The organism is Candidatus Aeolococcus gillhamiae (genome assembly GCF_016464765.1).
Taxonomy (GTDB): Bacteria; Chloroflexota; Dormibacteria; order Aeolococcales; family Aeolococcaceae; genus Aeolococcus; species Aeolococcus gillhamiae.
In genome coordinates, this window is record NZ_JAEKNS010000149.1 from 1 (window position 1) to 25,814 (window position 25,814).

25 protein-coding genes are annotated in these 25,814 nt (G+C 67.7%); 14 read left to right on the forward strand and 11 right to left on the reverse strand.

Features of this window, described 5'->3' with window-relative positions:
- Nucleotides 1–507: 507 nt before the first annotated feature.
- Entirely contained in the window at nt 508–918 is a 411-nt protein-coding gene (locus JF886_RS15155) for a hypothetical protein (RefSeq protein WP_337313935.1), read from the forward strand.
- A gap of 26 nt (nt 919–944) precedes the next feature.
- Here JF886_RS15155 and ftsH read toward each other — a convergent pair whose 3' ends face one another.
- The 3 genes from ftsH to JF886_RS15170 form a co-directional block, all read right to left on the reverse strand.
- A complete protein-coding gene (ftsH, locus tag JF886_RS15160) occupies nt 945–2,927 on the reverse strand; it encodes an ATP-dependent zinc metalloprotease FtsH (protein WP_337313937.1) in 1,983 nt (660 codons plus the stop codon).
- 76 nt (nt 2,928–3,003) lie between these two features.
- Nucleotides 3,004–3,696 carry a ferritin-like domain-containing protein gene (locus tag JF886_RS15165; RefSeq protein ID WP_337313939.1) on the reverse strand — a complete coding sequence of 231 codons (693 nt, stop codon included), beginning with the start codon at nt 3,694–3,696 and terminating at the stop codon, nt 3,004–3,006.
- Nucleotides 3,693–4,529 (reverse strand): ferritin-like domain-containing protein, encoded by an 837-nt coding sequence (locus tag JF886_RS15170; protein ID WP_337313941.1) that lies wholly within the window; start codon nt 4,527–4,529, stop codon nt 3,693–3,695. Before JF886_RS15170 ends, JF886_RS15165 begins: the two co-directional genes overlap by 4 nt.
- A 330-nt stretch (nt 4,530–4,859) precedes the next feature.
- On the opposite strand from JF886_RS15170, the gene JF886_RS15175 reads away from it, so the two are divergent.
- The 5 genes from JF886_RS15175 to JF886_RS16845 all read left to right on the forward strand — a co-directional run bounded on the left by JF886_RS15175 (nt 4,860) and on the right by JF886_RS16845 (nt 7,415).
- Complete coding sequence (locus JF886_RS15175) at nt 4,860–5,120, forward strand: Sec-independent protein translocase subunit TatA/TatB (RefSeq protein WP_337313945.1); 261 nt, start codon at nt 4,860–4,862, stop codon at nt 5,118–5,120.
- 58 nt (nt 5,121–5,178) lie between these two features.
- Nucleotides 5,179–5,895, forward strand: coding sequence for a twin-arginine translocase subunit TatC (gene tatC, locus JF886_RS15180; RefSeq protein ID WP_337313947.1), 717 nt, complete (start codon nt 5,179–5,181; stop codon nt 5,893–5,895).
- A 61-nt stretch (nt 5,896–5,956) separates the two neighbouring features.
- Nucleotides 5,957–6,313 (forward strand): cupredoxin domain-containing protein, encoded by a 357-nt coding sequence (locus JF886_RS15185; protein WP_337313949.1) that lies wholly within the window; start codon nt 5,957–5,959, stop codon nt 6,311–6,313.
- Nucleotides 6,314–6,366: 53 nt separating this feature from the next.
- Nucleotides 6,367–7,152 carry an SGNH/GDSL hydrolase family protein gene (locus tag JF886_RS15190; RefSeq protein WP_337313951.1) on the forward strand — a complete coding sequence of 262 codons (786 nt, stop codon included), beginning with the start codon at nt 6,367–6,369 and terminating at the stop codon, nt 7,150–7,152.
- Nucleotides 7,149–7,415, forward strand: a complete 267-nt coding sequence (locus JF886_RS16845) for a trehalase-like domain-containing protein (protein ID WP_350340582.1) — start codon at nt 7,149–7,151, stop codon at nt 7,413–7,415. Before JF886_RS15190 ends, JF886_RS16845 begins: the two co-directional genes overlap by 4 nt.
- A gap of 708 nt (nt 7,416–8,123) precedes the next feature.
- Here the strand turns inward: JF886_RS16845 and JF886_RS15195 are convergent.
- The 7 genes from JF886_RS15195 to JF886_RS15225 form a co-directional block, all read right to left on the reverse strand.
- Nucleotides 8,124–9,233 (reverse strand): ArsB/NhaD family transporter, encoded by a 1,110-nt coding sequence (locus JF886_RS15195; protein ID WP_337313953.1) that lies wholly within the window; start codon nt 9,231–9,233, stop codon nt 8,124–8,126.
- A gap of 341 nt (nt 9,234–9,574) precedes the next feature.
- Nucleotides 9,575–10,609 (reverse strand): class I fructose-bisphosphate aldolase, encoded by a 1,035-nt coding sequence (locus JF886_RS15200; protein ID WP_337313954.1) that lies wholly within the window; start codon nt 10,607–10,609, stop codon nt 9,575–9,577.
- Between the two features lie 342 nt (nt 10,610–10,951).
- The gene (locus JF886_RS15205; protein ID WP_337313956.1) at nt 10,952–11,866 is read right to left on the reverse strand and encodes an aldose 1-epimerase family protein; all 915 of its coding nucleotides are present in this window, start codon (nt 11,864–11,866) and stop codon (nt 10,952–10,954) included.
- Between the two features lie 520 nt (nt 11,867–12,386).
- Nucleotides 12,387–13,052, reverse strand: coding sequence for a GTP cyclohydrolase I FolE (gene folE / locus JF886_RS15210; protein WP_337313958.1), 666 nt, complete (start codon nt 13,050–13,052; stop codon nt 12,387–12,389).
- Nucleotides 13,053–13,217: 165 nt separating this feature from the next.
- A complete protein-coding gene (locus JF886_RS15215; protein ID WP_337313960.1) occupies nt 13,218–13,817 on the reverse strand; it encodes an RNA polymerase sigma factor in 600 nt (199 codons plus the stop codon).
- 258 nt (nt 13,818–14,075) lie between these two features.
- Nucleotides 14,076–14,663: a hypothetical protein gene (locus JF886_RS15220; RefSeq protein WP_337313962.1), complete on the reverse strand. Its 588-nt coding sequence runs from the start codon at nt 14,661–14,663 to the stop codon at nt 14,076–14,078.
- Nucleotides 14,664–14,744: 81 nt separating this feature from the next.
- Nucleotides 14,745–15,254 (reverse strand): universal stress protein, encoded by a 510-nt coding sequence (locus JF886_RS15225; protein WP_337313964.1) that lies wholly within the window; start codon nt 15,252–15,254, stop codon nt 14,745–14,747.
- Between the two features lie 196 nt (nt 15,255–15,450).
- On the opposite strand from JF886_RS15225, the gene JF886_RS15230 reads away from it, so the two are divergent.
- Nucleotides 15,451–17,664, forward strand: a complete 2,214-nt coding sequence (locus JF886_RS15230) for an amylo-alpha-1,6-glucosidase (RefSeq protein WP_337313966.1) — start codon at nt 15,451–15,453, stop codon at nt 17,662–17,664.
- Between the two features lie 4 nt (nt 17,665–17,668).
- Here JF886_RS15230 and JF886_RS15235 read toward each other — a convergent pair whose 3' ends face one another.
- A complete protein-coding gene (locus JF886_RS15235; RefSeq protein ID WP_337313967.1) occupies nt 17,669–18,820 on the reverse strand; it encodes a glycosyltransferase family 4 protein in 1,152 nt (383 codons plus the stop codon).
- Nucleotides 18,821–18,948: 128 nt separating this feature from the next.
- Between JF886_RS15235 and JF886_RS15240 the strand changes: the two genes are divergently transcribed.
- The 7 genes from JF886_RS15240 to JF886_RS15270 all read left to right on the forward strand — a co-directional run bounded on the left by JF886_RS15240 (nt 18,949) and on the right by JF886_RS15270 (nt 25,655).
- Nucleotides 18,949–19,332, forward strand: coding sequence for a DUF488 domain-containing protein (locus JF886_RS15240; protein WP_337313969.1), 384 nt, complete (start codon nt 18,949–18,951; stop codon nt 19,330–19,332).
- 337 nt (nt 19,333–19,669) lie between these two features.
- Nucleotides 19,670–20,095, forward strand: a complete 426-nt coding sequence (locus JF886_RS15245) for a MarR family winged helix-turn-helix transcriptional regulator (RefSeq protein ID WP_337313971.1) — start codon at nt 19,670–19,672, stop codon at nt 20,093–20,095.
- Nucleotides 20,096–20,321: 226 nt separating this feature from the next.
- Nucleotides 20,322–21,077, forward strand: coding sequence for a Crp/Fnr family transcriptional regulator (locus JF886_RS15250; RefSeq protein WP_337313973.1), 756 nt, complete (start codon nt 20,322–20,324; stop codon nt 21,075–21,077).
- Nucleotides 21,078–21,550: 473 nt separating this feature from the next.
- On the forward strand, nt 21,551–23,059 hold the full coding sequence (locus JF886_RS15255; protein ID WP_337313975.1) for a molybdopterin-dependent oxidoreductase: 1,509 nt from the start codon (nt 21,551–21,553) through the stop codon (nt 23,057–23,059).
- Nucleotides 23,060–23,064: 5 nt separating this feature from the next.
- Complete coding sequence (locus tag JF886_RS15260) at nt 23,065–24,489, forward strand: NAD(P)/FAD-dependent oxidoreductase (protein WP_337313976.1); 1,425 nt, start codon at nt 23,065–23,067, stop codon at nt 24,487–24,489.
- Nucleotides 24,490–24,578: 89 nt separating this feature from the next.
- Complete coding sequence (locus tag JF886_RS15265) at nt 24,579–24,995, forward strand: cupin domain-containing protein (protein ID WP_337313977.1); 417 nt, start codon at nt 24,579–24,581, stop codon at nt 24,993–24,995.
- Nucleotides 24,996–25,109: 114 nt separating this feature from the next.
- Nucleotides 25,110–25,655 (forward strand): hemerythrin domain-containing protein, encoded by a 546-nt coding sequence (locus JF886_RS15270; protein ID WP_337313979.1) that lies wholly within the window; start codon nt 25,110–25,112, stop codon nt 25,653–25,655.
- The last annotated feature ends 159 nt before the right edge of the window (nt 25,656–25,814 follow it).

Consider the following 25,814-nt stretch of genomic DNA (forward strand, 5'->3'; position numbering starts at 1 on the left):
CGAAAAGGAGGTACGCAGGGGACGACATCCTGACCACGTCGCTGCCGCTCCGCCGACAGCGCCCTCAGGGTGATCGAATACTCCGGGCCGGCTGATCGCTTTCGACCGAAACGAGTGATCGCTTACTCCGAAATGCGCACGCAGAAGGCGGTTTTCTGTCCAGTCGGGCCGCATGGGTGTCACATCAACCTCGGGAGGCGAGCGTCCCTGTCGGGTGAGCGCTCGGCGTTGGCCATCTCCAGACCTACGGGGGCTACGGGTGGATGGACCTCTTCGGATTACGAGCGACGCGACCGCCCAGAGCGACGGGTTGCGCCCTCTGTTAAGGGCACTACCGACTGAGGCGGGGTCGGTCAGCGACCATGTCCGCGGCCTGCACGTCGGCGCTGTCAAGGAAGGACAGCCTCTTGGTGCTGCACGCTGAGCGCGTGATCATCCTCGCGACAGATCCAAACTCAACTCGTGTGCGTATCAAAGTCATGAAACATGACAGCAGGATGCAAAGGGGTGGACCCCGGACGGACCGGCGGAACAGACCCATACGGTGACCAGGACCGCATCGCCGAGGCGATGCGCCAGACCCGCGAGGCCGAGGCCGCCGGGGCGCGATTGCGCGCCGCGATCGCTAGAGACCGAGATCGCTTGATCGCATTCGACGCCCTGATCACCCTCCTCGAGGAGCGTAATCTCCGCGGTGACCGGCAACTCGACCGTCAGATGCGCGCCAGGGTTCGCCAACTCCAGGAAGAGGTCGGGGTGCCACTCCCGCGCAGCGCTCTGCGGGCCCGTAGCACAACTCGCCTCCACGCTGTGCTGATGGACTGGCAGGAGGCGCTGGCCAACCTGCTCCTGCCCAATCGGTTCGAGTTCCTCGACCTCGGTGACACTCGCGACGATGGTGGCTCGGACGGCTCCTAGCCGTCAAGACGCGGTCCCCGCGCTGATCAGACGGCCAGCGCCTGCGGCTGGCGCACATCGGCCACGCGCAGGATCTCGGCCTCGTACAGCGTGTCGCGCTCCAGCAGCGCGCTCGCTAGGGCGTCGAGCCTGCCGCGATTGGTGGTGAGCAGCGTGACGGCCTGGGCGAGGCACTCGTCGGAGATGCGCTTCACCTCGGCGTCGATGACCAGGGCGGTGGCATCGCTATAGGGGCGTTGGACGCCGAAGGCCCCCCCTCCGCCGTCCTCTGAATAGTTGAGAGCTCCCACAGCCGGGCTCATCCCCCATCGCACCACCATCTCGCGGGCGATGGTGGTCACCAGCCGCAGGTCCGCCTCCGCACCCGTGCTGGCGATGCCGTAGACGAGCTGCTCGGCGGCGCGACCTCCGAGGGCGCCGGTGATCCGGCCTCGCAAGTAGTCCTCCCCGTAGTTGAAGCGATCGTCAACCGGTGTCTGGGTGGTGGCACCGAGTGACTGGCCGCGCGCGATGATCGACACCCGGCTGACCGGGTCGGCACCGGGGAGCAACAATCCCAGAAGCGCGTGGCCCGACTCGTGGTAGGCGATGCGTTCGCGGTCCAGCATGCTCAGGGTGAGCTTGCGTTCAGAACCGAGCTCGACTCGCTCGATCGCCACCGTGAAGTCGGCGGTGGCAACCAGGCTGGCTCCGCGTCTGGCCGCGGACAGCGCCGCCTCGTTGGCAAGGTTGCGGAGGTCGGCGCCGACCATCCCCACCGTCTGGGCTGCGATCTCGCCCAGGTTGACGTTCGCGTCTATCGGGATGTTGCGGGTGTGGATCCGCAGGATTGCCTCTCGGCCGCGACGATCGGGGGCGTGAACCTGGACGCGACGGTCGAACCGCCCAGGTCTCAGCAGGGCTGTGTCGAGCACGTCGGCGCGATTGGTGGCAGCCAGGACGATGACGCCCTCATGGGCGTCGAACCCGTCCATCTCGGTGAGGGCCTGGTTGAGGGTCTGCTCCTGCTCGTCGCTGCCGCCGAGGCGCATCGCGGAGCTGCGAGAGCGGCCGATTGCATCGAGCTCATCGATGAAGATGATCGCCGGCGCGGCGGCCCTGGCCTTGGTGAAGAGATCTCGAACTCTCGAGGCGCCCACGCCCACGATTGCCTCGATGAACTCCGACGCGGAGATGAAGAAGAAGGGCACCCCGGCTTCGCCCGCCACGGCGCGGGCCAGCAACGTCTTACCCGTCCCCGGAGCACCCACCAGCAGCACTCCCTTGGGCACGGTGCCCCCCAGCCGTTCGTACTTGCCGGGCTCGCGGAGGAAGTCGACCACCTCGAGAAGCTCAGCTCGCACCTCGTCGATGCCGGCCACGTCTGCGAACGTCGTCGGCGGATGCTCGCTGGTGTACAACCGCGCGCTGCTCTGCCCAAAGCGTCCGAGGATCCCGCCCGCGCCCCCACCGCGCATCGCCGCCATCCGCCTGCTGATGACCACGAAGAGCAGAACCAGCAGGAGCACGGGTCCGAAGCTGATCAAGAGGGTTTGCCAGAGTGGCGTTGGCGGATTGGGGTTGTCGGCGTTGACGACAACTTTGTGAGCCTGGAGCAGGTCGATGAGGTCGTCGGTGGCGAAGGACGGCCGCTCGGTCGAGAAGCTGGTGGCGCTGTCACGGCCCGGGGCGGCGCTGGCCGCCGTCCTCGACGTGCCGGTGATCGTCTCTGACGTGCTGGTGACGCTGTCGATGTTGTTGGCAATCACCTGCTGGACGAAGACGTTGTACGGGATCACCACCGACTTGGGCTGGCGTGGCGCCAAGACCACGTTGGTGAAGATGATGTTGACGGCGAAGAGCACACCGATGGTGACCCAGAAGTTGCGCGATCCTAAGGCCCGCCGCGGCGCGGTTGGCGGCTGACCAACGGCGCGGTCCGGGCGCGGCCGCCGCGCCGCGCCCGGACCGGTTGTGCCATCCCCGCGACCGGGACGAATGAATGGCTGCGCGATCCGGTTGATGTTCACCGTTTCGAGCCTGTCCCCACACCGAGAAGGCGACGCGCCACGATGGCCACGTCGCCTCCCGCGGAGTAGGAGTGGATTAGGCGGGCGGGATGTAGGCCATGTCCGTCTTCTGGAAGACGTCTGGCACCGGGTACTGTCCGAGCACGTAGTAGAGGATTGCCGCGTGCATCTGGTCGACGATCTGCAATGCGCCGGCCAGCGTGATGGCGTCCTTGCTCTGCAGGGTGGGCCCGGCCGCCAGGTACGTATCGGAGGCGATCTTCTCCAGCATCAACGCGAGCTTCGCCAGCCCGGGCACGTCTTTGACCTGCGCAAACGCCGTCTGCACTGTCTGGTTGAGGTCGGCCGGCGGGGCCGTGACCGCCGGGGCTCCGGCCGCCTGCAGGACGCCGTTCCACTTGTCGAGGGCCGCCTGGTGATGTCCGCCAACGGTGGTCACGAAGGTGGCAACAGCCGGCGGGACGGCCCCGAGCGAGCCGGCGGTCGCCGCGGCTCCCGCCGCCTTGTAGGTCGCCACGGCGAGCACCTCGAGGCTGGCAGCGGTCTTCGCCACCGCCGCGTCGCCGCTCGCGCTGGGCGAGGGAGTGGCCGCACCGCCGCTTGCGGAGCCGCTGGCCGAGGGTGACGTGCTGGTGCTGCCGCAGGCTGCGACAAGCACCACTGCCCCGGCCGCGCCGGTGCCCGCCAGGAAGGTGCGCCGATCGGTCGCCGCTGTCGCCACGCGGTGAAGGAGCGAGGAATCCTTGGTCACTGTGTTCTCCGCGCTCACGAGACCGCTCCTTCTTGCGCCGGGCGGGCGTGTTGCGTGTTGGGAATGGCGTCGGGGAAGCCGGCGCTGCCGGCCGCCGCTGGGAGCTTGGACGCATCGACGGGAATGGCGATTAGGGTGGGATCGTTGGCCGGCAACAGCGCCGCCACCGCGAGCAGGGTGGCCAGGTGCTGGGTCTCGACACCCATCACCGTAGACATGATCATCTGCGACTTCTTGTCGCTGAACATCGAGACGTCAGCGAGATAGGTGTCCCGGGCGGTGTACTCGAGCAGTGTCGCCAACTGCACCACGTCGAGCGGAGTCATCAGCTTGGCCTTTGCGGTAGCCACCATCGGAGCCAAAGCAGGGTCGTCGCTGTCCTGGGCCTTGCCACCGAGTGCGGTGGTCTGGGCCTGGAAGGCCATCTTGTGCTGGTTGTGCTGGTCCATAGTTGTCATCGCGAAGGTCTTGATGACAGCGTTGCCGCCCGAGATGAACGGCAGCCCGAGCGCCGCGCCATAGGTCGCCACGGCCAGGTGTTCGAGTGACGAGGCGGTCTGCAGCATCATCACGTCGAGCGAGGAGTCGGCGAACACCGGCTTGGTGAGCGCGCCGACCAGCGCAGCAGCGATGCCGCCACCGACCAGTCCGCGGGTTGCCAGGCCACCCCCGGTCAGGCCGAGACGGCGAAGCACGCCACGACGGCTCTCGAGAAAGGCCTCCACCTCCTCCGGCTCCGCGGGCGTGTGTCCCCGGTCCGCGCGCAGGTCGCGCAGGTCGGCAAGATTGTCGTCGAGGCCACGCAGCGCATCGGCCTGCATGTCCTGCGACTCGTCGATCAATACCGTCAAATGACGGTCATCAAAGTGCATCGGCTTCCCTTCGGTGATGGATGTATGGCGGGAACCATGCTCTGGTTGTGGCCAAACCGTGTTCTCGTGAATAGCCGGAACACCTGCTGTGTACGCCAGCGCACAAAGCCCTGCCACCACATGCAGATTGATCGGTACGCTGGCGCACCAACCGCTCGTTCCGGCGCATCGTCAGCCGTGTCAAAGGGCACCGTCTGCGTAGGATCAGCACACGGGTTGGTGTGGTCCTCGCTGCAATGTGTGCAGCACACAGGCCCCGTCCGCTGACGACCGCGGACACCATCAGTCGCCACCACAGGGAAGCAGCACATGCCCTTCATCGGTACAGGTCACATCTGGATCCTGGGAATCCTCTTGATCATCGTTCTCATCGTCTGGGGCCCCGGCAAGCTTCCCGACGTTGGCTCCGGCATGGGTCGGGCAATCCGCGAATTCCGCAAGGCATCCACCGACGCCAAGGAGGAGTTCGCCAAGGCGACCCATCCGGACGCAGCACACGCCACCAGCGCGGCCGCACCCACGGCGTCAGCAGCCGAGCCGATCGCCGTCGAGCCCAGCGTCCCCCGCTGACCTGATCGCCGCTTTCGGTACCTGATCAGTGCAGGGCGTTGCCGACCACGGTCGGCGCATGACGATCGTCCAGCATCTCGAAGAGTTGCGGCGAGTGCTGATGATCTCAGCGATCGCGTGGATAGTCGCCACGGTTGTGGCCTTCGTCTTTCACGGCGCCATCTTCGAGTTCCTCCTCACCCCGTTGACCACAGTCCTCGGCAGGACCAACAACCACATCACCTCGACGGCGATCTTCACCAGCCCCACCGAGGGGTTGACCATCCCGATGAAGATCTCAGCCATCGCTGGCTTGATCGGCGCCATGCCGGTCATCCTCTGGCAGGTGTGGGGGTTCGTGGCCCCGGGCCTGCAACCGCTGGAGAAGAGGTTCGTCGGGCCCTTCATCGCCTCGGCGTTCCTGCTCTTCGCCGGCGGAGCCTCCTTCGCCTACTTCGTGATGCCGATCGGCCTGAATTTCCTGGCGACGTTCCTGGGCAGCAGCGCCGTCTACCTGCCCGACATCAATTCCTACCTGTCGTTCCTGCTTCTGCTGATCATCGCTTTCGGGGTCACCTTCGAGCTGCCGGTGGTTGTCATCCTGCTCGGCGTGCTCGGCATCGTCTCGTCAAAGACGCTGCGCCAGAAGCGCAAGTTCATCTGGGTCGGGATCATCGCCGCGGCTCTGGTGGTCACCCCGGGCGCTGACCCCTACACGCCGACCGCGCTGTTCATTCCCCTGATCATCTTCTTCGAGGTGTCTGTCCTCATCCTCGCCAAGGCACTGAAGCGGTGACCTCCTCACGGTGCGCTCAGCTGCGCCGCTGCCGCCCCATCCCATCACCGGAGATCCACTCATGCGGATCCATCTCGGCCTGCTGACCCTTGTGGGCATCTCGCTGCTCGGCGTCGTCGCCTGCGGCAGCGATAGCGGCACGTCGTCCGCGCAGGCGAGCTCGGGCAATGCGGTGACCATCAAGAACTTCGCGTTTGGCCCCAGCACCCTCCAAGTCAGCGCCGGCACCAGCGTCACCTGGACCAACAACGATCAGACCCCCCACACCAGCACTGCCGAAAAGTCCTCGCCGGCAAGCTGGGATTCGGCAAACCTCGCGCCGGGCGCCAGCTTTTCGTACACCTTCGCGAAGGCAGGCACGTACACTTACCACTGCAATATCCACCAATACATGACCGGCTCCATCACCATTCATTGAGCACGATGTCGATCCGCGCCTCCCGGTCTCCGCTCCGCCGACGTGGCGCATTCGTGAGTGGCTGCGGTCTTCTCGTCTGCGCTGCGGCGATGGTCGCCATCGAGGCGGCACTGGGCATGCGCGGCGGCGCGTCAAGGACGCCGGCGGGCACTGCCGACGGCCTGGTGGGCGGCGATGGCGGCGGCTCACCGCTGGGGCTGGTCGTCCTCGGTGACTCCACCGGGGCCGCGGTTGGCGCCAGCGTCTTCGATCGTGGCTACCCACGTCTGGTCGCAGCCACCCTGGCCGCCGCGGCCGGTCGGCCCGTCTCCCTGCACGTGCTGGCGGTGAGCGGCGCGCGGGTGGCCGACGTCCGCCACCTGCAGCTGCCCGACGTGGCCGCCCTGGCACCGGACATCGTGCTCCTCGTCGTCGGTGGCAACGACGTCATCCATCTCACCCGTGCCCGCACCGTCCGCGCCGACCTGCGCGCCGTCATCCGCAGCTGCGCGGACAGCGGCGCCGCGGTGGTGGTCACCGGCGTGCCGGCCATGGGCACCACCATCCGGGTGGCACAGCCGTTGCGTTCGCTGATCGGGCTGCGCGCCCACCGGCTCGACAGGATTTGGCGCGAGGAGTCGTCCGCCGCTGGCGCGGTCCGTGTCCAGCTCGCCCGAGAGACGGGTCCTGCGTTCGCTGCCAACCACGGTCTCTTCTCCGGCGACCGGTTCCACCCCAGCGACGCCGGCTACGCTCTCTGGGCGCGCGTGCTCGAAGGCGGCGTGCTGCGTGCGTACCGCGAAGGCGCCGACGACGACAGAGGTGAACGGATCGCGGCGCCGGCCGGGCGCGCCGATTGAGGGTCGGGAGCGACACAGCCGGTGACCCGGACATCGGCGCGCAGCGGCTGCTCAGCAATGGGAAGTCATTGGCACTGCTTGCTCCTAGCGGTCAGGTCACGTGTTGGTGTGCTCCCGAGCCCGACTCCCCGCCGCTGCTGTGGCGCCTGGTCGGGCCAGGCGGCTCCGCAGCAACCTGGGTGGGCTGCACAGCCGACGCGACCCCCGGGATTCTCGCCGGTCCTCAGCGCGGGTCTTGCCGTACAGCACTGGCCGGCGGGTGACCCCGTCCTCGACCACGGTGTACCGCGCGACCACAGACCGTCGGCACGAGGCCGCGCCGAACCGACCCTTCGCCGTTGAGCCTCTTTGCCATGGGGAGCACTGTACGTATTATTCGCCAGTTGTCACAGTCGCTGTCACAGTGACCACGATCGCCGTGCTGGCGGCTCCATGATGAGGGCGACGGCATACCTGTGTAAGGGATTTGGCGGAGCGAGAGGGATTCGAACCCTCGATCCGAGTTGCCCCGGATACCGCATTTCCAGTTCGTGTTTGAGGCGTCCTCAGGGGTCCACGGGCGTCCATCCTGAACTCGGCAGCGGTCCGATTGACGTGTTCCCGTCCACCAGAGTCCGCCGCCGTCCGGCCCCGTGGGGGTCAACGTGGGGGTCAGAAAACACCAGAGTTGGCACTAACCCACCTCCTTGACGGGGCCACTCAGCCCTGACCAGAGAGTCCCAGGCGAGGGGTGGGCGCGAGCGCCCAGCGGGCGACACGCCCGACGCGAAGCGAACCGAGTGGTCCGGCTTCGGCCCGGCTGCGTTTCTGGTCTCCATGCATTGCAACACCCTTTTTCCGCTTCCTGATCGGACAGAGTCTCTGGCTCCAGCGGAATGGGCGCGCCGCAGTGACGGATACGGACACGGCCACTCCGGCGATGGTGAGGAGGACGCAAGTCAAGCTCCAACCGGCCTCAGGGTTGGGATGCGTCAGGGAAGCCGAGCCGCCGCCAGCGCTGCCGCGATCGTGAGGGGTACGAGAACGATGCCGATCGCTGAGTAGCGCCGCGCCGAGGGGCGGGCGCCGACGGAGCGCGCCGCCTGCCACCACAGCAGCGCGGAGAGCGAGCCGGTCACCGCGAGATTCGGGCCGACGTTGAGGCCGAACAGCAGGCTGCGGGCGTGGAGCGGCATCCTCGATCCGAGCAGGACCGCCGCAGGCAGGTTGTTCACCAACACCGACGCCGCGGCCCCGATGGCGGCGGTCTCGATGCTCCCCGCTGTCGCCATGAGCAGACCGGGGTAGCTCCAGACGCGCGCTACAGCGCCGAGAGAGATTGCCACCAGGAAGACCCCGACAAGAATGCGGACGTCAACCTGACCGCGGACGCGGGCCACGTCCACGCGGCGCTGCCCGAGGCGGACTGCGACGAGAGCGACGCCCACCCCGAGGACCGGGAGAGCTGAATCCGCGAGAACGAGGATCAGGACGACGGCCGCACCAATGCCGAGGACGCTGAGGAGCCGCGAGCGGGGCGCGTCGGGGTCAGGGGTAACGGCGGCCGACTGCCCACTCCTGAACGCAAACGCCACAACCACGATCGTCACGGCCACTGCGGCGAGCCAGGGAGCGGCCATGCGGCTGAGGAAGGTCGAGCCGCTCACGTGCTCAGTGGAGAGGATGAGGAGATTAGTCAGGTTGCTGCCCGGCAGCAGCAGTGACGCCGCGTTGGACATGAAGACGCATCCGTACAGGAAGCGCAGCTCGCCGGCGCCTCGTCGCCGCGCCAGGTGGACCAGTACCGGGGTCAGGAAGGCCACCGATGTGTCCAGGTTCAGGAAAACGGTGACGACCGCCACCAGCAGCATGGCGACGACATAGAGCGGAAGGCTCCCGCCAGGAAGGCGGGCGAGCAAACCGGCAGCCCTGAGGAAGAGCCCGTCCTCGTTGGCGACCACCCCGATCAGGAGCAGGCCGGTCACCAGCACGAAGGGTGGCCACGTGTGAATCGCCGCGTCCCCGAGGGCGGCGGGGGCCAGGGCGGCCGCAGCCACGGCCCCGACCGCTCCGACGGCGAGGATGGTTGTCCGAGGTCTCACCCGCCAATCCTGACCGGCGAGATGTGGGGTGGGCAGTCCCGGGCCTGCTATGAAGGAGCTCCGCCGCCTCCGCGGCCGCGACGCGACGAAAGCCGGCGATGAGCTCGAAGGCGCCGTCCTGCCGTCGCTGCATATCGCCTTGGCGGCTCCTCGATTGCCGTATTCGTCGTGGTTGAGGTGCGTGGCGAATCATTGAAGTGACACGCAACCAAGTGTGATTGGGCACTCTGCCGCAAAATCGCCGACGACGCCATCGCTGTTACCGACGCAGCAGCGACTGATTCCTGTCGCGACCTCGCCGGCCTCGCCGCCACACCGGGACGCCTCCTCGCCACGGCTCCTCAGCCTGCTTCGAGGTCGGCTGTGTACGCGCCATCAGAGGCTGCGGCGTTGCACACCGCGCGCTGGAGGAAGGCCTGCCTGGCTGCATCGATATTCGACTCGTGGCCCTGCCACACGGAGAGGGCGTCTTCTTGCAGGGCCCGCGCGAAGGAAAACGTGACCCTCCACGGGTGAGGGCCCAAGCGGTTGATGGCATCAAGGTGCTCGGTCGCTTGGATGGGTCGCTGCCCTCCCGAAAGGAATGCGATACCCGGCACGGCAGCCGGAACGGTGCGGCGCAGACACTCCACAGTTGCCTGGGCAACGGATGCCGTCGAGGCTTGGGTTACGCATGCCTTTCCGGAGGTCACCATGTTCGGCTTGAGAATCATCGCTTCCAACTCGACGCGCTGTGCGGCCAGGCTGGTGAACAGCGTACGCAGCATTGATTCCGTCACCGTCGAGCAACGCTCCAGCGTGTGGCTGCCGTCCATGAGCACTTCGGGTTCGACGATGGGAACCAGCCCAGCCTCCTGACAGAGGGCGGCGTAGCGCGCCAGCGCGTGCGCGTTGGCGAGCATGCATCCGGTGGTGGGCAGCTCAGCGTCGACGGCGATGACCGCACGCCACTTCGCGAATCGTGCCCCGAGAGCCCGATATCCGGCAAGGCGCTGGCGGAGGCCGTCCAAGCCCTCGGTCACCGCCTCGCCCGGAAAGCCAGCCAGCGGCTGGGCACCGCCATCGACCTTGACGCCTGGTAGCACTCCCTGGGCGGCGAGCTGTGCTGGGAAAGGCACGCCAGCCGCGGTCGACTGATGGATCGTTTCATCGAAGAGAATGACACCGCTGAGCGAGTCGCCGATGCCCTCAGCACCGAAAAGCATCTCGCGGTATGCACGCTGGGACTCGGGAGTCGACGGGATGCCGACTGCAGCAAAGCGCTTGGCGAGCGTCGTCGTGCGTTCGTCAGCGGCCAGAATGCCGCGGCCTTCGCGGACCAGCCAGCGGGCGGTCGCGCGGATGTCGGTCACGCTCGCTGGGCTTGGCTCGTCCACTCTCTTCTCCGCTGTCTCCGCATCCTACGTGCCGTTCCTGGCCATACTGACCGACCTGCCCGGGCCGACACCATCACGCGCCGCGGGAACCGGGAGCTGGAGGTGGAGCTTCGATCGAAGCCACGATCACCCCAACATGCTGGACTGTTTGCCCGGCGATCCTCGTCCGGTATCGAACCCTCCCGTGTCTGCGCCGAGAGGTGTTCGTTGGGCTCTGGCTCATCACGGACTTGCGGGGTGTCCGAGAGCGCTCGCGTCTCGAATCGGTAGCCGATCCGCCGTCCACGCGGCGCGGGCGTCGGGTCAGCGCGGGCTGCCGGATGGTGCGGTGGACGGGCTCGATCACGTGAGCTGCACGCCCCATGTTGTCGTCAGCGACTGGCCCGGCTCCAGGCGCACCAGGGCGTCGCCACTCTGGAAGGCGTTGGGCGGACAGGTCATCGGCTCTGCGCCGAGCCCATGTCGACGCCGTTCTGGGTCGAGGGTGTCGCCGGTGTAGAGCTCGAGAATCGGGTAGTGCTCGTCCACCCACAACTCGGCACGACGTCCATCGGGTGCCAAGAGCCGAACCCAGGCCCGCCCACCGTCGTCACGAGCGAGGTCGGTGAAGGCGAAGTCCACCCTTTCATTCCCAAGGGGCTTTCCTCTGGAGAAGTCGAAGGGCGTACCGGCAACGGGTTCACGGCCTGTGGGGAGCTGCCGCTTCTCGTCGGTGAGGATGCGCGTGCGGGCATCGAGTTCCACGGTGCACGCATCGATCAGCCCGGTCCCCGGGGAGAGATAGGGGTGCTGGCCGCAGCCGTACGGGCAGCGGGTGGCGCCGGTGTTGGTGGCGGTGGTCGCCACACTCAGGCCAGCGTCGTCGAGCTCGTAGGCCACGCTGACCTCCAGGCTGAACGGATAGCCCATCATTGGGTGCAGCCGGGTAGCCACGACAACACGGCTCGGCGTCTGCTCTGCGGGCCGCCAGGAGCGCCAGCGCAACAGGCCATGGATGGCGTTGTTCTTCTCGGGCTCGGTCAGCGCCACCTGGTGGTCGACTCCGTCGAACCGGTAGCGGCCGTCGCCGAGCCGGTTCGGCCAGGGAACGAGCACGTTTCCGCGCGCCCCGTCGCACATGGCGTCGACGGGATACGGGTCAAGGACGGGACGCCCGCCCACCTCGTACTCGCGGATGCCACCCCCGACCTCGACGATCGTGGCCCGCTGCTTTCCCCTCCTGATCTCGAACTGCTCGCCGGAGGGCGGTAGCGTCATCGGTGACCTCCGTCGTACTCAGTCAACTCGTCATCGCGTCTCGGGACACACCATCGCACCATCGCACAGGAACGTCGGTGCGACAGCGTCGGGACAGACAGGCTCGCGGAGCAGACCACTGTGTCTTTGAACGTGAGGCCGCCCACGCTGGGGGGATCGGTCACCACGCTGGCGGTCGACACCGTCGCGAGACGGCGACAGAGGATAGCGAGCCGACGACAAGTCCGGATTGCGTCGGCGCCGAGCGGAGACGTCACACCGGGTAGGTGACTCCGCGCGGCACTCCTGTTGCACCGAGCTCCACTGATCCGCTTTCAACCAAGAGGACCACCTCCGATTCCGTACTTGTGGAGCCGCCTCCGCATCCACAGCGCTCCCACTGGCGTTCTTCAGTGTGGTGCGGCCTCGCTGCATCGGGCGCCGCTCTTTCTGCTGGCAGGCAACCTTCGACCTGATGAGACTGACCGGGCCATGAGGCTCGATCGGCACCGCCACGGTGTCGACATCCCACGGCCGAGCCTCAGCGTCGGTCGCGATGGCCGGGATGGATTACGGCCATGAACTCTGCGCGCGTCGATGGATCCGACCGAAAGACGCCACGCATGCTGGAGGTGAGCGTCTTTGTGGCCGGCTTCTGGGTACGGCGCATGAGCATGCAGAAGTGCGCCGCCTCGATGACCACTGCGACCCCGAGCGGCGAGAGAACATCATCGAGTGCAGCTGCGATCTCGATGGTGAGGCGTTCCTGGATTTGAAGGCGCCGTGCAAAGAGGTCGACGATTCGAGGAAGTTTGCTCAGGCCGATAATGCGGCCGTCGGGGACGTAGGCAATGTGTGCGTGGCCGACGAAGGGCAGCAGGTGATGTTCGCAGAGGCTGTAGACCTCAAGGTTGCGAACCACGACCATCTCCGAATAGGCCTCAGCGAAAACAGCGCCGTGCACCACGTCAGCCACGGTCTGGTCGTATCCGGCGGTGAGAGACGCCAGTGACGTCACGACGCGCTGCGAGGTGCCTCGCAGCCCTTCGCGCGACGGATCCTCACCGAGCAAGCGCAGCAGCCGCTCGACCAGGTGCGCTGCCTCGGTCCCGGGCGCCGAGAGTGCCGATGCATCCAGCCGGCCTGAGGAGATGGTACAGACGCACGGACTCCGCGCCGACGGCTGCTGCAGTTGGCTCCCGTTCACGACAAGCACACCATCCGGCTCGTCCGGCCAGCGGTCGCGCTCATCGAATCATCTCATCGCCACTCTTGCCGGTGGCGGTGTGGGTGGTGCAGCGCCGGCTTCCGGAACCTGATTGGGTGCCCGCGACTCACGGTGCGGGGCCGGAGGAGTTCCCACCACTACCGTCTACGTGGCAGGGACCGGAGCCAAAACCTCATCGGCGACGCACAATCGTTGGAGGCGCCGACGAGCACGAAAGTACCAGAGGCGGGCCAGTTCGCGCGGGCAGCCCAGGGTTTCACCGATCTCGTCGAATGAGTGGCCCTGAACGGCCCGCATGACCACCGCGGTCCGGTATCGCGCCGGCAGAGCGGCGACCGCGATGCGCAAGTGCGCCTGGATCTCGGCGCGTACCGCCGCCTCCTCGGGATCGACCTCGACGAAGCGTGCGTCCGCCTCAGCGAGGCTTTCCTGGGCGAGCCGCGACGCAGCAGTCTGCAGACAGGTGCTGCGCCGCGCCTGCTTGCAGCAGACGTTGGCCACAATGCGCAGCAGCCAGCTGATGTAGGCCTCCGGGCAGCGAAGACCCGGCAACTCCATGAGCACCACGAGCAGGACGGCCTGGGTGAGATCGTCGATCATCTGGTGGTCGAAACAGCGCCGCGCAACGGTCCGTTCCGCTAGGGGCCGGGACAGGCGAAGCAGCTCTGCGACAGAGGTCCGGTCCCCGGCCTGGGCTCGCCGAACCAGCGGGGTACCGATGCGCTCAGGGCGAGAATCGATCATCTCCGGTGCCGGCTCGGCCAATGGTCGTCTGGTCCGATTCCCATGGCTCGCCACCCCACGTTGCGCCGACTCAGAGCTAGGTTTGCGCGCCGCCTAGTTAAGACAGCATGGAGTGGGCGATCAGCCGTCTTCTGTGCCCTGCCGAACAGATGAAGAACTTGAAAGGCCCTCGCACGTCGATCGCATCGCCGCGGGCGAGAATCGCTCACCATCGGCGACGGCGAGAGTCACAGCGTCCGCCGCCAGGCCGGACTGGGGTCAGGCCGACGACTCAGTCCCGGGCCCGCTGTGCGGAATGAGCAACCGATACCAGAGCGTGCCGTCCGCCTCCACCGCCTCGAGTGTTTCCGGCTCGCGCTCGAGCCACTCCTGGAGGCGCGCGATCGTCTCGGCGAGATCCACGATCCTGTTGCCGGCATCCACCCCCCAGGCGGCGGTGGCGAGGTCGAACGGTGCACGGCGGCCCGGGTGGGCAAGGAGCACGGCGAGGACGGCTGCGTCGTCGTCGCTGAGGTAGTGGTGATCGCGACGCTCGAGGGGAACATACGGCTTGCCGGCGGCTCTGGCGGTTTGCGGCGGTGGCGTCCGGGGGAGGGCGTCGCGGAATTCTCCGGGAAAGGTTGTCGCGTCCACGGGGCGGTAGCGGGAACGATCGAGGACGAGCGGGGAGGTGGGGTGTCCCGGCACGAACAGCTTGATCGCCAGCGTCTCGTCGTCGAAGCTGTCGATTTCGGCCCTCGTCCAGATGTCGGCGATGAAGGCCAGCACGGGCTGGGGACTCACCGTCTGGCGCCACGTCATGAGGTCACCCCCACCCACCTTGGCCGACAGGCCTGCCGATGCCACCGCATCCGGAGGCGACCGAGAACGCTCGGGTTCCTGAACCCACCTCCACGACCTCTGCGGACGGGAGGACGGCAGCCTCGCTCAGGCACGGTCGCGCTCCGGCGAACGTCGGCTGGCACCGACCGAATCCGTGGGTACGACGACCACAGGATGGTGGGCGTGGTGGGTGAGGTGGTGGCTGACGCTGCCCAGCACCAGCTCGGCAAACCCTCCGCGGCCGCGCCGCCCCACCACGATGAGATCAGCCTGCTGATCGGTGGCGGCGTCCTCGATCACGACGGCGGCCTCGCCCTCGCCGATGAGCACCCGCCGCGGAGCGATCGCGGTGCCGACGCGGGCACACCACTCCTCCACCACGGCACGCTCCTGCTCACGGGCCTCATCGGACACCCCGGCGCCGGCTGCGGCCGTGGCGGCGGCCAGACCGCCGATGCTGGCCGCAACTCCGAACCGCAACGAGGATATCGGCGCGCGGGCATGGACCACCAGGAGCTCGGCACCGAGCGCGCCCGCAAGGTCGGCTGCCCAGCTGAGCGCCTGACCGGCGCCGTCCGATCCGTCGATGCCAACGAGGATGCGCTGGATCGTCATCAACTCCGGCTCCGCGAGGCCACCATCGCCAGCCTGAGGGCCCAGGAGGCGCAGAGTCCTCCCGCTTGCCTCGACGGATCGGGTGGAGCAGCCACGGTGGTAGGTGGCCCGGAGCTCCGTCTGCGTTGCACCAGTCCCCCGCGTAGGCGCCGGTGGGATGATCCCGAGCGCATTCGATTCACACCGAGGGACCTGGTTGACCCCCGACCCCACGACTGATCGCCGGCGTCTGTCGCGCACCTCGCTGGTGACCGTGCAGCGGGGGCCGGCGCTCATGGCCATCAACCAGGGGTCGACATTTCTGGTCTGCGCGACGGACAGCTCCATCGAGTCCCTCAAAGGGCAGGGGCAGGGGCTGTACGCGGACGACACCCGCTTCCTCTCCCGCCACCGGCTGCGGCTGAACGGCCAGGCCTTGAGCGTGGTCGCCTCGAGCCGCCTGTCCTATCACCATGCCCGCTGGACGCTGATGGCCTCGGAGGTGGCCTCGCTGGATGGCAACGTCTCCGACGTGCGCGTCATCGTCACGGTGGATCGGGTGATCGGTGCGCAGCGCCTGCACGAGGACCTAGCCGTGACCGCCTATGGTGCGACGCCCGTCCTCCTCCTTCTCGAGGTCATCCTCTCCAGCGACTTCGCCGACCTCTTCGAAGTGCGCACCGAGCGCTGGCAGCGCCGGGCGAGCCTGGCCACCACCTGGCACGCCCAGCAGCTGGAGAGCCGCTACCGGCGCGACGGATTCGTGCGCCGCTGTCTGGTGCGCAGCGACAGCGCCCACCCGGCGACGTACGCCAACGGGGAGCTGCACTTCCCCATCGACCTGCAACCCAATCAGCCGTGGCGCGCCCATCTCCAGTACGACCTGCTCACCTCGGCGCGGGCGCGGCCGGCGCTGGCCTCCTGCCCCGTTCACACACCTGTGGAGGATCGTGCCGAGCGCCTGCGGCGCCGTTGGCATCGGACCGTTTCGCGGGTGATCCCGACCGACCTGCGCATGCTGCAGGCGTACGAGCAGGCGGTCGAGGACTTCGCGGCGCTGCGGCTGTACGACCTCGACTTCTCGCAGGACGTGTGGCTGCCGGCCGCCGGCATCCCCTGGTTCGTCGCCGTCTTCGGACGCGATTCCCTGCTCGCCTCGATGCAAGCCCTGCCCGTGCATCCCCTCTTCGCCATGGGAACGCTGCAGAAGCTATCTCAGTGGCAGGCGACCGAGGACGATCCGGTGCGCGACGCCGAGCCGGGCAAGATCTGCCACGAGATGCGCGTCGGCGAGTGGGCGCAGTTCCACACCATTCCCCACTCTCCCTACTACGGCACGGCTGACGCGACCCCTCTGTATCTGCTGCTCTTGGCAGAAACCTATCGCTGGCTCGGCGATGCCGAACCGTTGGGCCGCTTCCGCGACACGGCCGAACGCTGCCTCGACTGGATCGATCGGTATGGCGACCGCGACGGCGACGGTCTCCAGGAGTGGGCACCCCGCAGTGCAACCGGCTACCGCAACCAGTGCTGGCGCGACGCCGAGGACGGGGTGCTCGACGAGCAGGGCGGCTTCCCGCCGCACCCGATTGGCACCTGTGAGCTGCAGGCCTACGTCTATGCGGCCAAGCGGGGAATCGCGGACCTTTTTGCGGCCTGGGGTGATGGCGCCCGTGCCCAGCGGCTCCGCGACGAAGCCGAGTTGCTGCGCGGGCGCTTCCTCGAGGCGTATTGGCTGGAGGTGGAGGGCACCGTTGCCTTCGCCCTCGACGGGAACAAACGGGCGTTGCGCACGGCCACCTCCAATCCCGGTCAGGTGCTCTGGCTGAGTCTGCTCGATCAGGATCGCGGGGAGCGCGTTGCCAATCGGCTAATGCAAGCCGACCTCTTCAGCGGCTGGGGGCTGCGGACGCTCTCCACCGAGCACCCCTCCTACGACCCCTACTCCTACCAGCGCGGCTCGATCTGGCCCCATGACACCATGATCGCCGCCGCGGGATTGCGCCGCTACGGTCGCATCGAGGATGCCTGGCGGCTGGTGGACGGCCTGCTCGCCGCGGTCACCTCCTTCGAACGGATCCAGATGCCAGAGCTGTTCTGCGGGCTGCCCCGACGCCACCCCGGCGTCCCGGTGCCCTACCAGCGTGCCAATGTCCCGCAGGCCTGGGCGGCGGGCAGCATCTTTATGGCGGTGCGCGTGCTCCTCGGCCTCGAGCCTGACGCGCCGCACGGACGCATCTACCTCGACCCCGCCCTTCCCCCCTGGTGCCCCGAATTGACGATCCGCAACGTGCGGGTCGGGGCACACCGCCTCGCCATCAGGGCCTGGCGCCGCCCCGACGGCTCCTGCGAGGTCAGCGTCGAGGGCAACCGTGCCGGGCTGGAGGTCGTGCGTGGCCGCCCACCGTGGCTGGAGCTGCCCTTGGCCTGAGCCCCTAGCGCTCGGCGAAGCCATCCGCGGTGCGGCGGCCGCTCGTCACCGCCAGAGAGTCGTAGAGGTTCAGGTAGCCGTCGGCCATTGCGGACGGGCTGAAGCGCGCCCGTGTCAGCGCGGCACAGTACTCCGGCTCGATGTCGACGGCGCACTGCACCGCCGCGACCATCTCATCGACATCAGCGACGAGGAAGCCAGTCTGACCCTCGTCGATCAGTTCGCAGGCGGCGCCGCGGGCCATGCTGATCGCCGCCGTGCCGCTGGCCATCGCCTCCACCACCGAGAGGCCAAACGGCTCATCCCACTGGATCGGCGCGAGCAGGGCGATGGCGCGCGCGAGCAGGCCGGCCTTGGCGACGCCGGCCACATTGGCGATGTGCACGACGCGATCGCCGTCAAGCGCCGGAGCGATGCGTTGCTCGAAGTACTCGAGCCCCGACGTGGTGGTCTCGACCTTGCCGGCCAACACCAGCCGCAGCCCGGTCCTCCGGGCCACCTCGATGGCAAGGTGCTGCCCCTTGTCGGGACAGATCCGGGCCAGGCAGAGCAGGTAGGGCTCCTTCTCCTCACGGCTGCCCACCCCCAGATGGTGGAGCGCGACCGCATTGGGCACGGTGCCGATCCAGGCCAACCCTGGCGCCGATTGGCGCTGGCTGCTGCTGATCGCAGCGAGGCCAAGCTCGTCGCCGAGCGCCGCGTAGAAGCTGGCGTCCGGCTCGTGAATCCCGCCGTGGACGGTGTGCAGCACGGGTGCGACACCAAGGTGGACACAGCCCAGCAGGGTGGCGAATCCGACGTGATCGTGGATGACGTCGAAGGGCCCGCGACGGCTGAGGGTCTCCAGAACACGGGCGGCGTAGGTCAGTTCGCGGAGACGTTCGTTGTGCTGTCCGAGGTCCGTCCGCCACGCGAGTGGCGCCTGAACCGTGGCCTGGCGATCGGACCCTTCCGCGGCCAGCAACGTGACTCGATGTCCGCGCGCGCGCAATTCCTCGGCGAGCAGGGCGACCACGCTCTCGATGCCACCGTAGCCGTGCGGTGGCACCGGGTACCAGGGTGGCGCCACCAGCGCAACGTGGCGGCGCATCGACATCGAGAGCGGCGCAGACGGCGGGCCTCCGTCGACGGGGCGCACGGTTGCCAGGGATGCCATCGGCTGATACGTACCGGCGCTGCCCGGTACGTATCACTTGGCCGACAACAGCTGCTGCGCGGCAGCCTGGCTTACCATCGATTCATCCCAGGAGCCGACGCCGACGCAACACCTGGAGGAGTGCGGAGATGACGGCAGACAAGGCGACAACAAAGCACGGCCTGGCCATCAAGAGCGTCAGGGATCCCGCGTCTGCCGACGACGGGCGGCGCATCCTCACCGACCGTCTCTGGCCGCGTGGGGTCTCCAAGGAGAAGGCCCGGGTCACCGAATGGTGCAAGGATTTCGCCCCGACCAAGGAGCTGCGCCAATGGTTCGGGCACGATCCCGCGCGCTGGGCCGAGTTCCGCAAGCGCTACCACAAGGAGTTGGTAGAGCGCGACCAGCTCGTCGCGCTGCGAGAACTTCGCAACCGCTCCCGCAAAGAGAAGATCACCCTCGTGTATGACGCCCACGATCACGACCACAACGAGGCGGTGGCCCTGTTGGAGTTCGCCCACAAGCTCTCATGAGCGCCCCACTGCCACCGTCGGAGCCTGCGGCGATCCGATCCGATCGGGATTGCGTCAACGGCAGCGTCGGCAGGCAGCGCGCGGTGCACGCTCTCTCTGAAGGTCCCGGGCGGTCACTCAGGTCGAGCCGCCAACTCAAACAACGGGGCTTGCCCGACACTCCCGGAATGCGCCACCTGCACGCCTTGCCTTGCACGGAAGCACAGAGTCACGAATGAGCGGTCCACGCCAGCCGAAAACCCCGCCGCGAGCGGCCGGCAGGCCGGCCGAGGAGGCCGAAGTCACCGAGCTGGTCCTTGCCGTCCGTCGCACCAACATGGTGCTCGACGCTGGATCCGTGGTCGCCCAGGCTGCACTGGGCATTGGCCGCAGCGATCTCGCCGCTCTCGAACTGCTCACCATCAGCGGCAAGCTTACTGCCGGCGACATAGCCGACCAACTGAGTATCAGCACGGGGACGGCGACGGCCGTCGTTGATCGCCTGGCCGAGGCCGGCTACGCGGTGCGCAACGCCGACGCTCATGATCGGCGGCGCATCTTGGTGTCGATCACTCAGAAGGGGCGGCGGCGGTTCCAAGAAGCGTTCCAACAGCGCTGGCAGTGGCTGCACGAGGTCGCCTCGGATCTCTCGTCGGACGAATTGGCGACCGTCGTGCGCTTTCTCTTGCGGCTGCACGAGATCATGCCCGAGGAATGGCGGCAGGAGGTCTCGGCGTCGCTGCCGACGCCGATCCCGGTGAGCCGCGGCCGCCGCAGCCGCTGACCGTCTCCCCTCTCGTCGAGGCGACACGCCCGAGATATTCCTCGGGCAACGAGAACCCACCTGATCGAGTGTTCGCACGGCGTCTGAGGGTTTGGCTTACCTAAAGGTCAAGCGGAGCTTGAGGAGTTGTCGGCTGACCCTCCACACTTCATACTGTGCCAGAGTATCTCGTATCCCGCGACAAACATCACACCAATCCTGCCGAAGACAGCAAGGATGCGTCGTATTGGAGCTGAGCCACCGGCCGTGGGAGCCTGAGGCCCTGGACGTGACCCTGGAGCAGGGCCGTCCCGAGGGCAACAGCATCCTCGGGGCGCTCCCCGCCGACGACTTCGAGAGGCTGCAGCCGAAACTGTCGCTAACCCCACTGCGCGTCAAAAACGTCCTGTTCGAACCGGGTGCGCCAATCGACGTCATCTACTTTCCGATCGATGGCGTCGTCTCGCTGGTCACTCCGCTGCGTGACGGTGCCATCGTCGAGGTGGCCACGATCGGCAACGAAGGAATCGTCGGTGTCCCCTACTTTCTCCGCGGTGCGCTGGCGGTGCGGGCCATCGCCCTGGTCAAAGGCCGGGCGCTGCAGATTAAGGCGGCCGATTTCCGAGCCGAGGTCACCTCGCCCGGCCCGCTCTGTGATCTGGCGCAGAGCTACGCACAGGCCCTCTTCAGCCAGGTGGCCCAGACCGCGGCCTGCAACCGACTCCACTCGAACGAGCAACGCTTGAGCCGCTGGCTGCTGATGAGTCACGACCGGGTGGGGCGAGACACCTTCGACATCACCCAGGAATTCCTGGGCCAGATGCTCGGTTCTCGACGGGTCACAGTGACGCGTTCCGCTTGCAGCCTCCAGGCGGCTGGCCTGATCCGATATCACAGAGGCCATCTGACCATCGTCGACCGCCACGGTCTGGAGGACGCCGCCTGCGAGTGTTACCGGGTCATTGAAAAGGAGCTTGCCCGGCCTCTCGCGCTCGCCACATGACCGCACTTGAGGGAGAGCGTCAATAGCGGCACTCCAGGCTGATGGCTGGCGCTCTGTGCAGTGGCGATGTGAGGCCGCCGGGGCGCACTCGATGATACGTGGCACCCGTTCTGAGGTACGTACGAGTTTGCGCCGGCCTTCGTCAAGCGGCCGCGCGCGGGCCACCCTCGACCGTATCGACAAGGAGCGCGACACCCGAGCGGACGCGTCCGTGAGGCTGCCACGTACCACGGAGGAAACATGGACTCGAAGGCGCGGAATTGCCCGTCTCCGGGCTTGCGGGACGCTGATGCTCGCCAATTCGAGCCACACGCGCCGGGGGGGTGCCACAGCCTCGCCGACCAGGCGGACCACATCCAGGCACCACCTCGCTGGGCACGTGCGCACCTCTGCCGTGAGGATAGATCTCAGCGTGAGGTGCAGCGCATGAGTCGTGCCCGTCTCCGAGCGGCGCTCGACCCAGCGCCACTGTCGTGACCGATTACAGCGTCTTCCCGATCTGGATCGTCATCACCCACTTCCTCAACATGCTCTTCATCCTGTTCCTTGCACGCAGCGGGCTCGAAGTGCTGTCCGCGTGTCCGAAGTTCTACTGGAACGACCACTGCATGCCGGGCCGCGAATGGCTGCGCCTCACCAAGAAGACGTTCTCGGCTGAGTCCGCCAGACCGTGGAGTTCGCTGGAAGAGGAGGACTCGTGGTCGCCGGTGGTCGCGCTTCCAGGACGCAAGAACCTCGGCATCGGACGGCATTGGCACTTCATGAGCATCCAGTTCTGGATCCTCACCGGCGCCGTCTACATCGCGCTGCTCTTCAGCAGCGGCTACTACCGGACGATCGTGCCGACCTCCTGGGCCATCTTCCCCAATGCGCTGCGAGCGGCCGGCGACTACCTGCAGTTCCACCTGCCGCCGGCCCAACCGGGCCTGCCCTTCAATGCCGCTCAGCAGCTCTCCTACTTCGCCGTCGTCTTCCTGCTCGCCCCCCTCCAGATCCTCACCGGGGCCGCGATGTCCCCCGCGGTGATCGGCCGCTTCCCGGGCTACGCCAGGCTCTTCGGGGGCCGGCAGCGCGCGCGCAGCCTGCACTTCATCGGCCTGTGCCTCTTCGTGGCCTTCATCGCCGTGCACACGCTGATGGTCATCCTCAGCGGGCTGCCCGAGCTGTGGACGGTGATGGTGCTGGGGCATCGCGAGCGACCTCCCTACACCGATCAGGGCCTGGCTTTGGCCATCGGCCTGGCCGGTCTTTTCGGGATCGTGGTGCTCAACGTCGTCGCCACGCTGGTGTCGCTGCGCTACCGCCGCTCCGTCCAGCGCTTCCTGGGCATCGTCGTCGACCCCTTCGAGCGGCTGCTGTCGCGGGTGTTCACCTCCCGTCAGGGCTACTCGTGGGCCGACGTCTCGCCGTACTTCCGCGTGAACGGCTATCCCCCGCCGGACGAGCACTACCGGACGCTGGCCGCAAACGGATTCGCCGAGTACCGGCTGGAGATCGCCGGCCTCGTCGAGCATCCCCTGCTGCTCGGCCTGGAGGAGCTGCGCGCCTTGGGCTGGACCTCGCAGATCGTGCTGCACAACTGCATCCAGGGTTGGTCGGCGGTCGCCCAGTGGGGCGGGGTACCGATGGCCAAGGTCCTGGAAGCGGTCAAGCCCAAGCCGAACGCCCGTCACATCGCCTTCTACGCCTTCGACGACAAGAGCGTCACCGAGAACGAGGGTCGCTCGGGCCACTTCTACGGGACCATCCCACTCCACCTGGCGCTCAAACCCCAGACCATCCTCGCCCTGGAGATGAACCGCAAACCGCTGCCGGTGGAACACGGCGCCCCGGTCCGCCTGCGCATCGAGACCCAGCTCGGCTTCAAGATGGTCAAGTGGGTGCGCGCCATCGAGTTCGTCGAGGACTACGCTGCCATCGGCCAGGGCCAGGGTGGCTGGCGCGAGGACCAGCAGTACTACGCCAACGCGGCCGGGATCTGACGGACGTGAGCGACCTCTCGCGATCGACCCACACCGGGCGGCCTCGGGTGGTCGTCGTCGGGGCTGGCTTCGCAGGACTGGCGGCGGTCAAGGCACTGAAGGCCGCCCCGGTCGAGGTGGTCCTCCTCGACCAGCACAACCACCACGTCTTCAACCCCTTCCTCTACCAGGTGGCCACCGCCCTGCTCGAGCCGGTGGAGGCGGCCAATCCCGTTCGAGCACTGGTGCGCGGTCTGCGCAATCTCACCTTTCGGGTGGCCACCGTGAGTGACGTCCACCTGCGCAGCCAGCAGGTTGGCACCGATCGCGGCGTGGTCGCGTACGACTATCTGATCCTGGCCGCCGGCAGCGTCAGCGACTACTTTCACAGCGCCGACATCGCTGCTCGCTCATTCGGCATCAAGGACCTGGGCGAGGCGCTCGAGCTGCGCAACCAGGTGCTCAGCCGCTTCGAGCAGGCCAGCTGGGCCGCCGACCCTGTTGAACGGTCCCGGCTGCTCAGTTTCGCGGTGGTCGGCGGCGGCCCTACCGGGGTGGAGTTCGCCGCTGCCCTGGCCGTCCTGGTCGAAGGTTCGCTCGCCAAGGACTTCCCCAGCATCACCCGCGAGGAGGTCAGCATCGTCCTGGTCGAGGGCTCGGAGGCGCCCTTGGCCTCGTTCGCCAAGGGCCTGCAGCGGTCGGCGGCGCGCGCCCTGGCGAACAAGGGGGTGCGCGTGGAGTCCAAGGCCATGGTCGCCGACGTCGACGTCGAGGGACTGCTGCTGAAGGACGGACGCCGCATCGAGGCGGCCACCGTGGTCTGGGCGGCCGGGGTGACCGCCAATCCGCTGGTCGAGAGCCTCGGTGTCGAGCTGGGCTCCAAGCGTCGCGTCCCGGTGACAGCAACCCTCCAGTTGGCCGGCCATCCCGAGGTGTTCGTCGTCGGCGACCTCGCCGAGATCCCGGGACGGTCAAAACAACCCCTGCCGATGCTTGCCCAGGTGGGCCTGCAGAGCGGCGGTCACGCCGGCCGCGCCATCGAGGCCATGCTCGCCGGACGCAGGGTGGCGCGCTTCCGCTACCACAATCTGGGGACCATGGCCGTCGTCGGGCGCAACGACGGCATCGCCCAGATCGGCCCGCTCCACCTCTCCGGATTTGTGGGCTGGCTGGCCTGGCTGTTCCTGCACATCGCGCGTATCCACGGCCTGAGCGGCCGCTTTCTGGTCCTGGTCAGTTGGATCTCCGGCTTCGTCTTCGCCGATCGGCCGGTCCGGCTGGTGGTGGGGCCGCGGAAGGCGATTCCCCACGCCTCCCAGACCGCCGGACGACCGGGAGGCGCCGACGCCATCGAGCTCCCCAGCCCGAGCGTGGCCACTGTCGATGAGTGGGGTCCGGCAGCGGCGCTGGCATGGTGGACCCAGGACCTGCCGGGGCGCGAGCGCACCTGAGGTGCTTTTGGTCTGCGTCGTTCACTGCGACGCGATCCGTGCTGGACTACGCTGTTGACAACTCCACAGAACCGGAGGCCCGAGAGAAAGTGAATCCTGACCCTGCCGAGGCCGCGGACGCTCGCCAACAGGGCGAGCGCGTCGGCGCGCCGGTGATCGAACTGGACTGCGCTGCGGACATCGCGGCGCTGCGGGCGAGCGACTCCTATGGTCGCGCCGACCATGCCGCCGAGACCGTTGCCAAACAATCCGGGCTTCGCGTGGTGCTGGTCGCGCTCAAGGCGGGAGGGCAGATGCACGAGCACCACGCTGATGCCCCGATCACCGTGCACGGGCTCGCGGGCCGAATCCAGTTCACCGTCGGCGGCCAAAGCCACGAGCTGGTCCCCGGACGCGTGCTCGTCGTCGCCGCCGGCCTGCGCCACGCAGTCCTGGCCATCGAGGAGAGCGCGTTTCTGCTCACCATCGGGGGACTGCACCCCGTCCACGACGCGAATGGACCGTAGCGTGGGCATCCGCGGTCGCGAGCCCAGCAGCGGTTTGCTCGCCAGCGACGCTGCTCAGCTCGAGGTGCCGGCGTCTCCTGCTCGGTCCCATCTCGACGATCGAGAAGCCCCCGGGTGACGGCGCGCTCGCGGCCCGCCGCACACCCCCGCACCGTGCAAGGACTGCTGGCCCGCGAGCACGCCGAGGTGCGCCACCACCTCGACCATCTGCGCGCGATCGCTGACGCAGCGCCGAGCGAGGAGCCGCTGAGATTGCGCAACAAGCTCGACGCGGTCTTGAGCTTCCTCCACAACGGCCTCCTCCCCCACATGGACGTCGAAGAGCAAAGCCTGTACGCGGCGGTCGACCGGCTCGCGGAGGGGCCGCACAGCGGCGCGGCGATGGTCCTCGACCATGGGGCGATCCGTGCCCTGGTCGCCGATGTGGACCGCGTGAGCAGTGGGCTCCGAGCCAAGGAGGAGACCGCCGAGCTGCAACGGCTGCTCTTCGTCCTCGAGGCCGTGGCCCGCCTCCACGTCGACAAGGAGGAGGAGCTCTACAGGCCCGCGCTCAAGCGTCTGCCGTCCAAGGTCCGGGCAGAGATCGCCGCGCAACTGCGCGCCCACGCGGTCACCCACGGGCACGAGCGCTGGGGGTTTTCCGACCACCCGCGCCCCTGAGCGCTGGCCACCTCGGCACGCCCGTCGACCGCGCGATCCGGGCCCTGGTCGCCGATGTGGACCGCGTGAGCAGTGGGCTCCGAGGCAAGGGGCAGACCGCCGAGCTGCAACGACTGCTCTTCGTCCTCGAGGCCGTGGCCCGCCTCCACGTCGACAAGG

Excerpts from the sequence above, each read along its gene's own strand:
- tatC (WP_337313947.1), top strand. The coding sequence starts at position 5,179 with ATGACGATCGTCCAGCATCTCGAAGAGTTGCGGCGAGTGCTGATGATC.
- JF886_RS15215 (WP_337313960.1), bottom strand. The coding sequence starts at position 13,817 with ATGATCGATTCTCGCCCTGAGCGCATCGGTACCCCGCTGGTTCGGCGA.
- JF886_RS15175 (WP_337313945.1), top strand. The coding sequence starts at position 4,860 with ATGCCCTTCATCGGTACAGGTCACATCTGGATCCTGGGAATCCTCTTG.
- JF886_RS15205 (WP_337313956.1), bottom strand. The coding sequence starts at position 11,866 with ATGACGCTACCGCCCTCCGGCGAGCAGTTCGAGATCAGGAGGGGAAAG.
- JF886_RS15240 (WP_337313969.1), top strand. The coding sequence starts at position 18,949 with ATGACGGCAGACAAGGCGACAACAAAGCACGGCCTGGCCATCAAGAGC.
- JF886_RS15185 (WP_337313949.1), top strand. The coding sequence starts at position 5,957 with ATGCGGATCCATCTCGGCCTGCTGACCCTTGTGGGCATCTCGCTGCTC.
- JF886_RS15225 (WP_337313964.1), bottom strand. The coding sequence starts at position 15,254 with ATGACGATCCAGCGCATCCTCGTTGGCATCGACGGATCGGACGGCGCC.
- JF886_RS15235 (WP_337313967.1), bottom strand. The coding sequence starts at position 18,820 with ATGGCATCCCTGGCAACCGTGCGCCCCGTCGACGGAGGCCCGCCGTCT.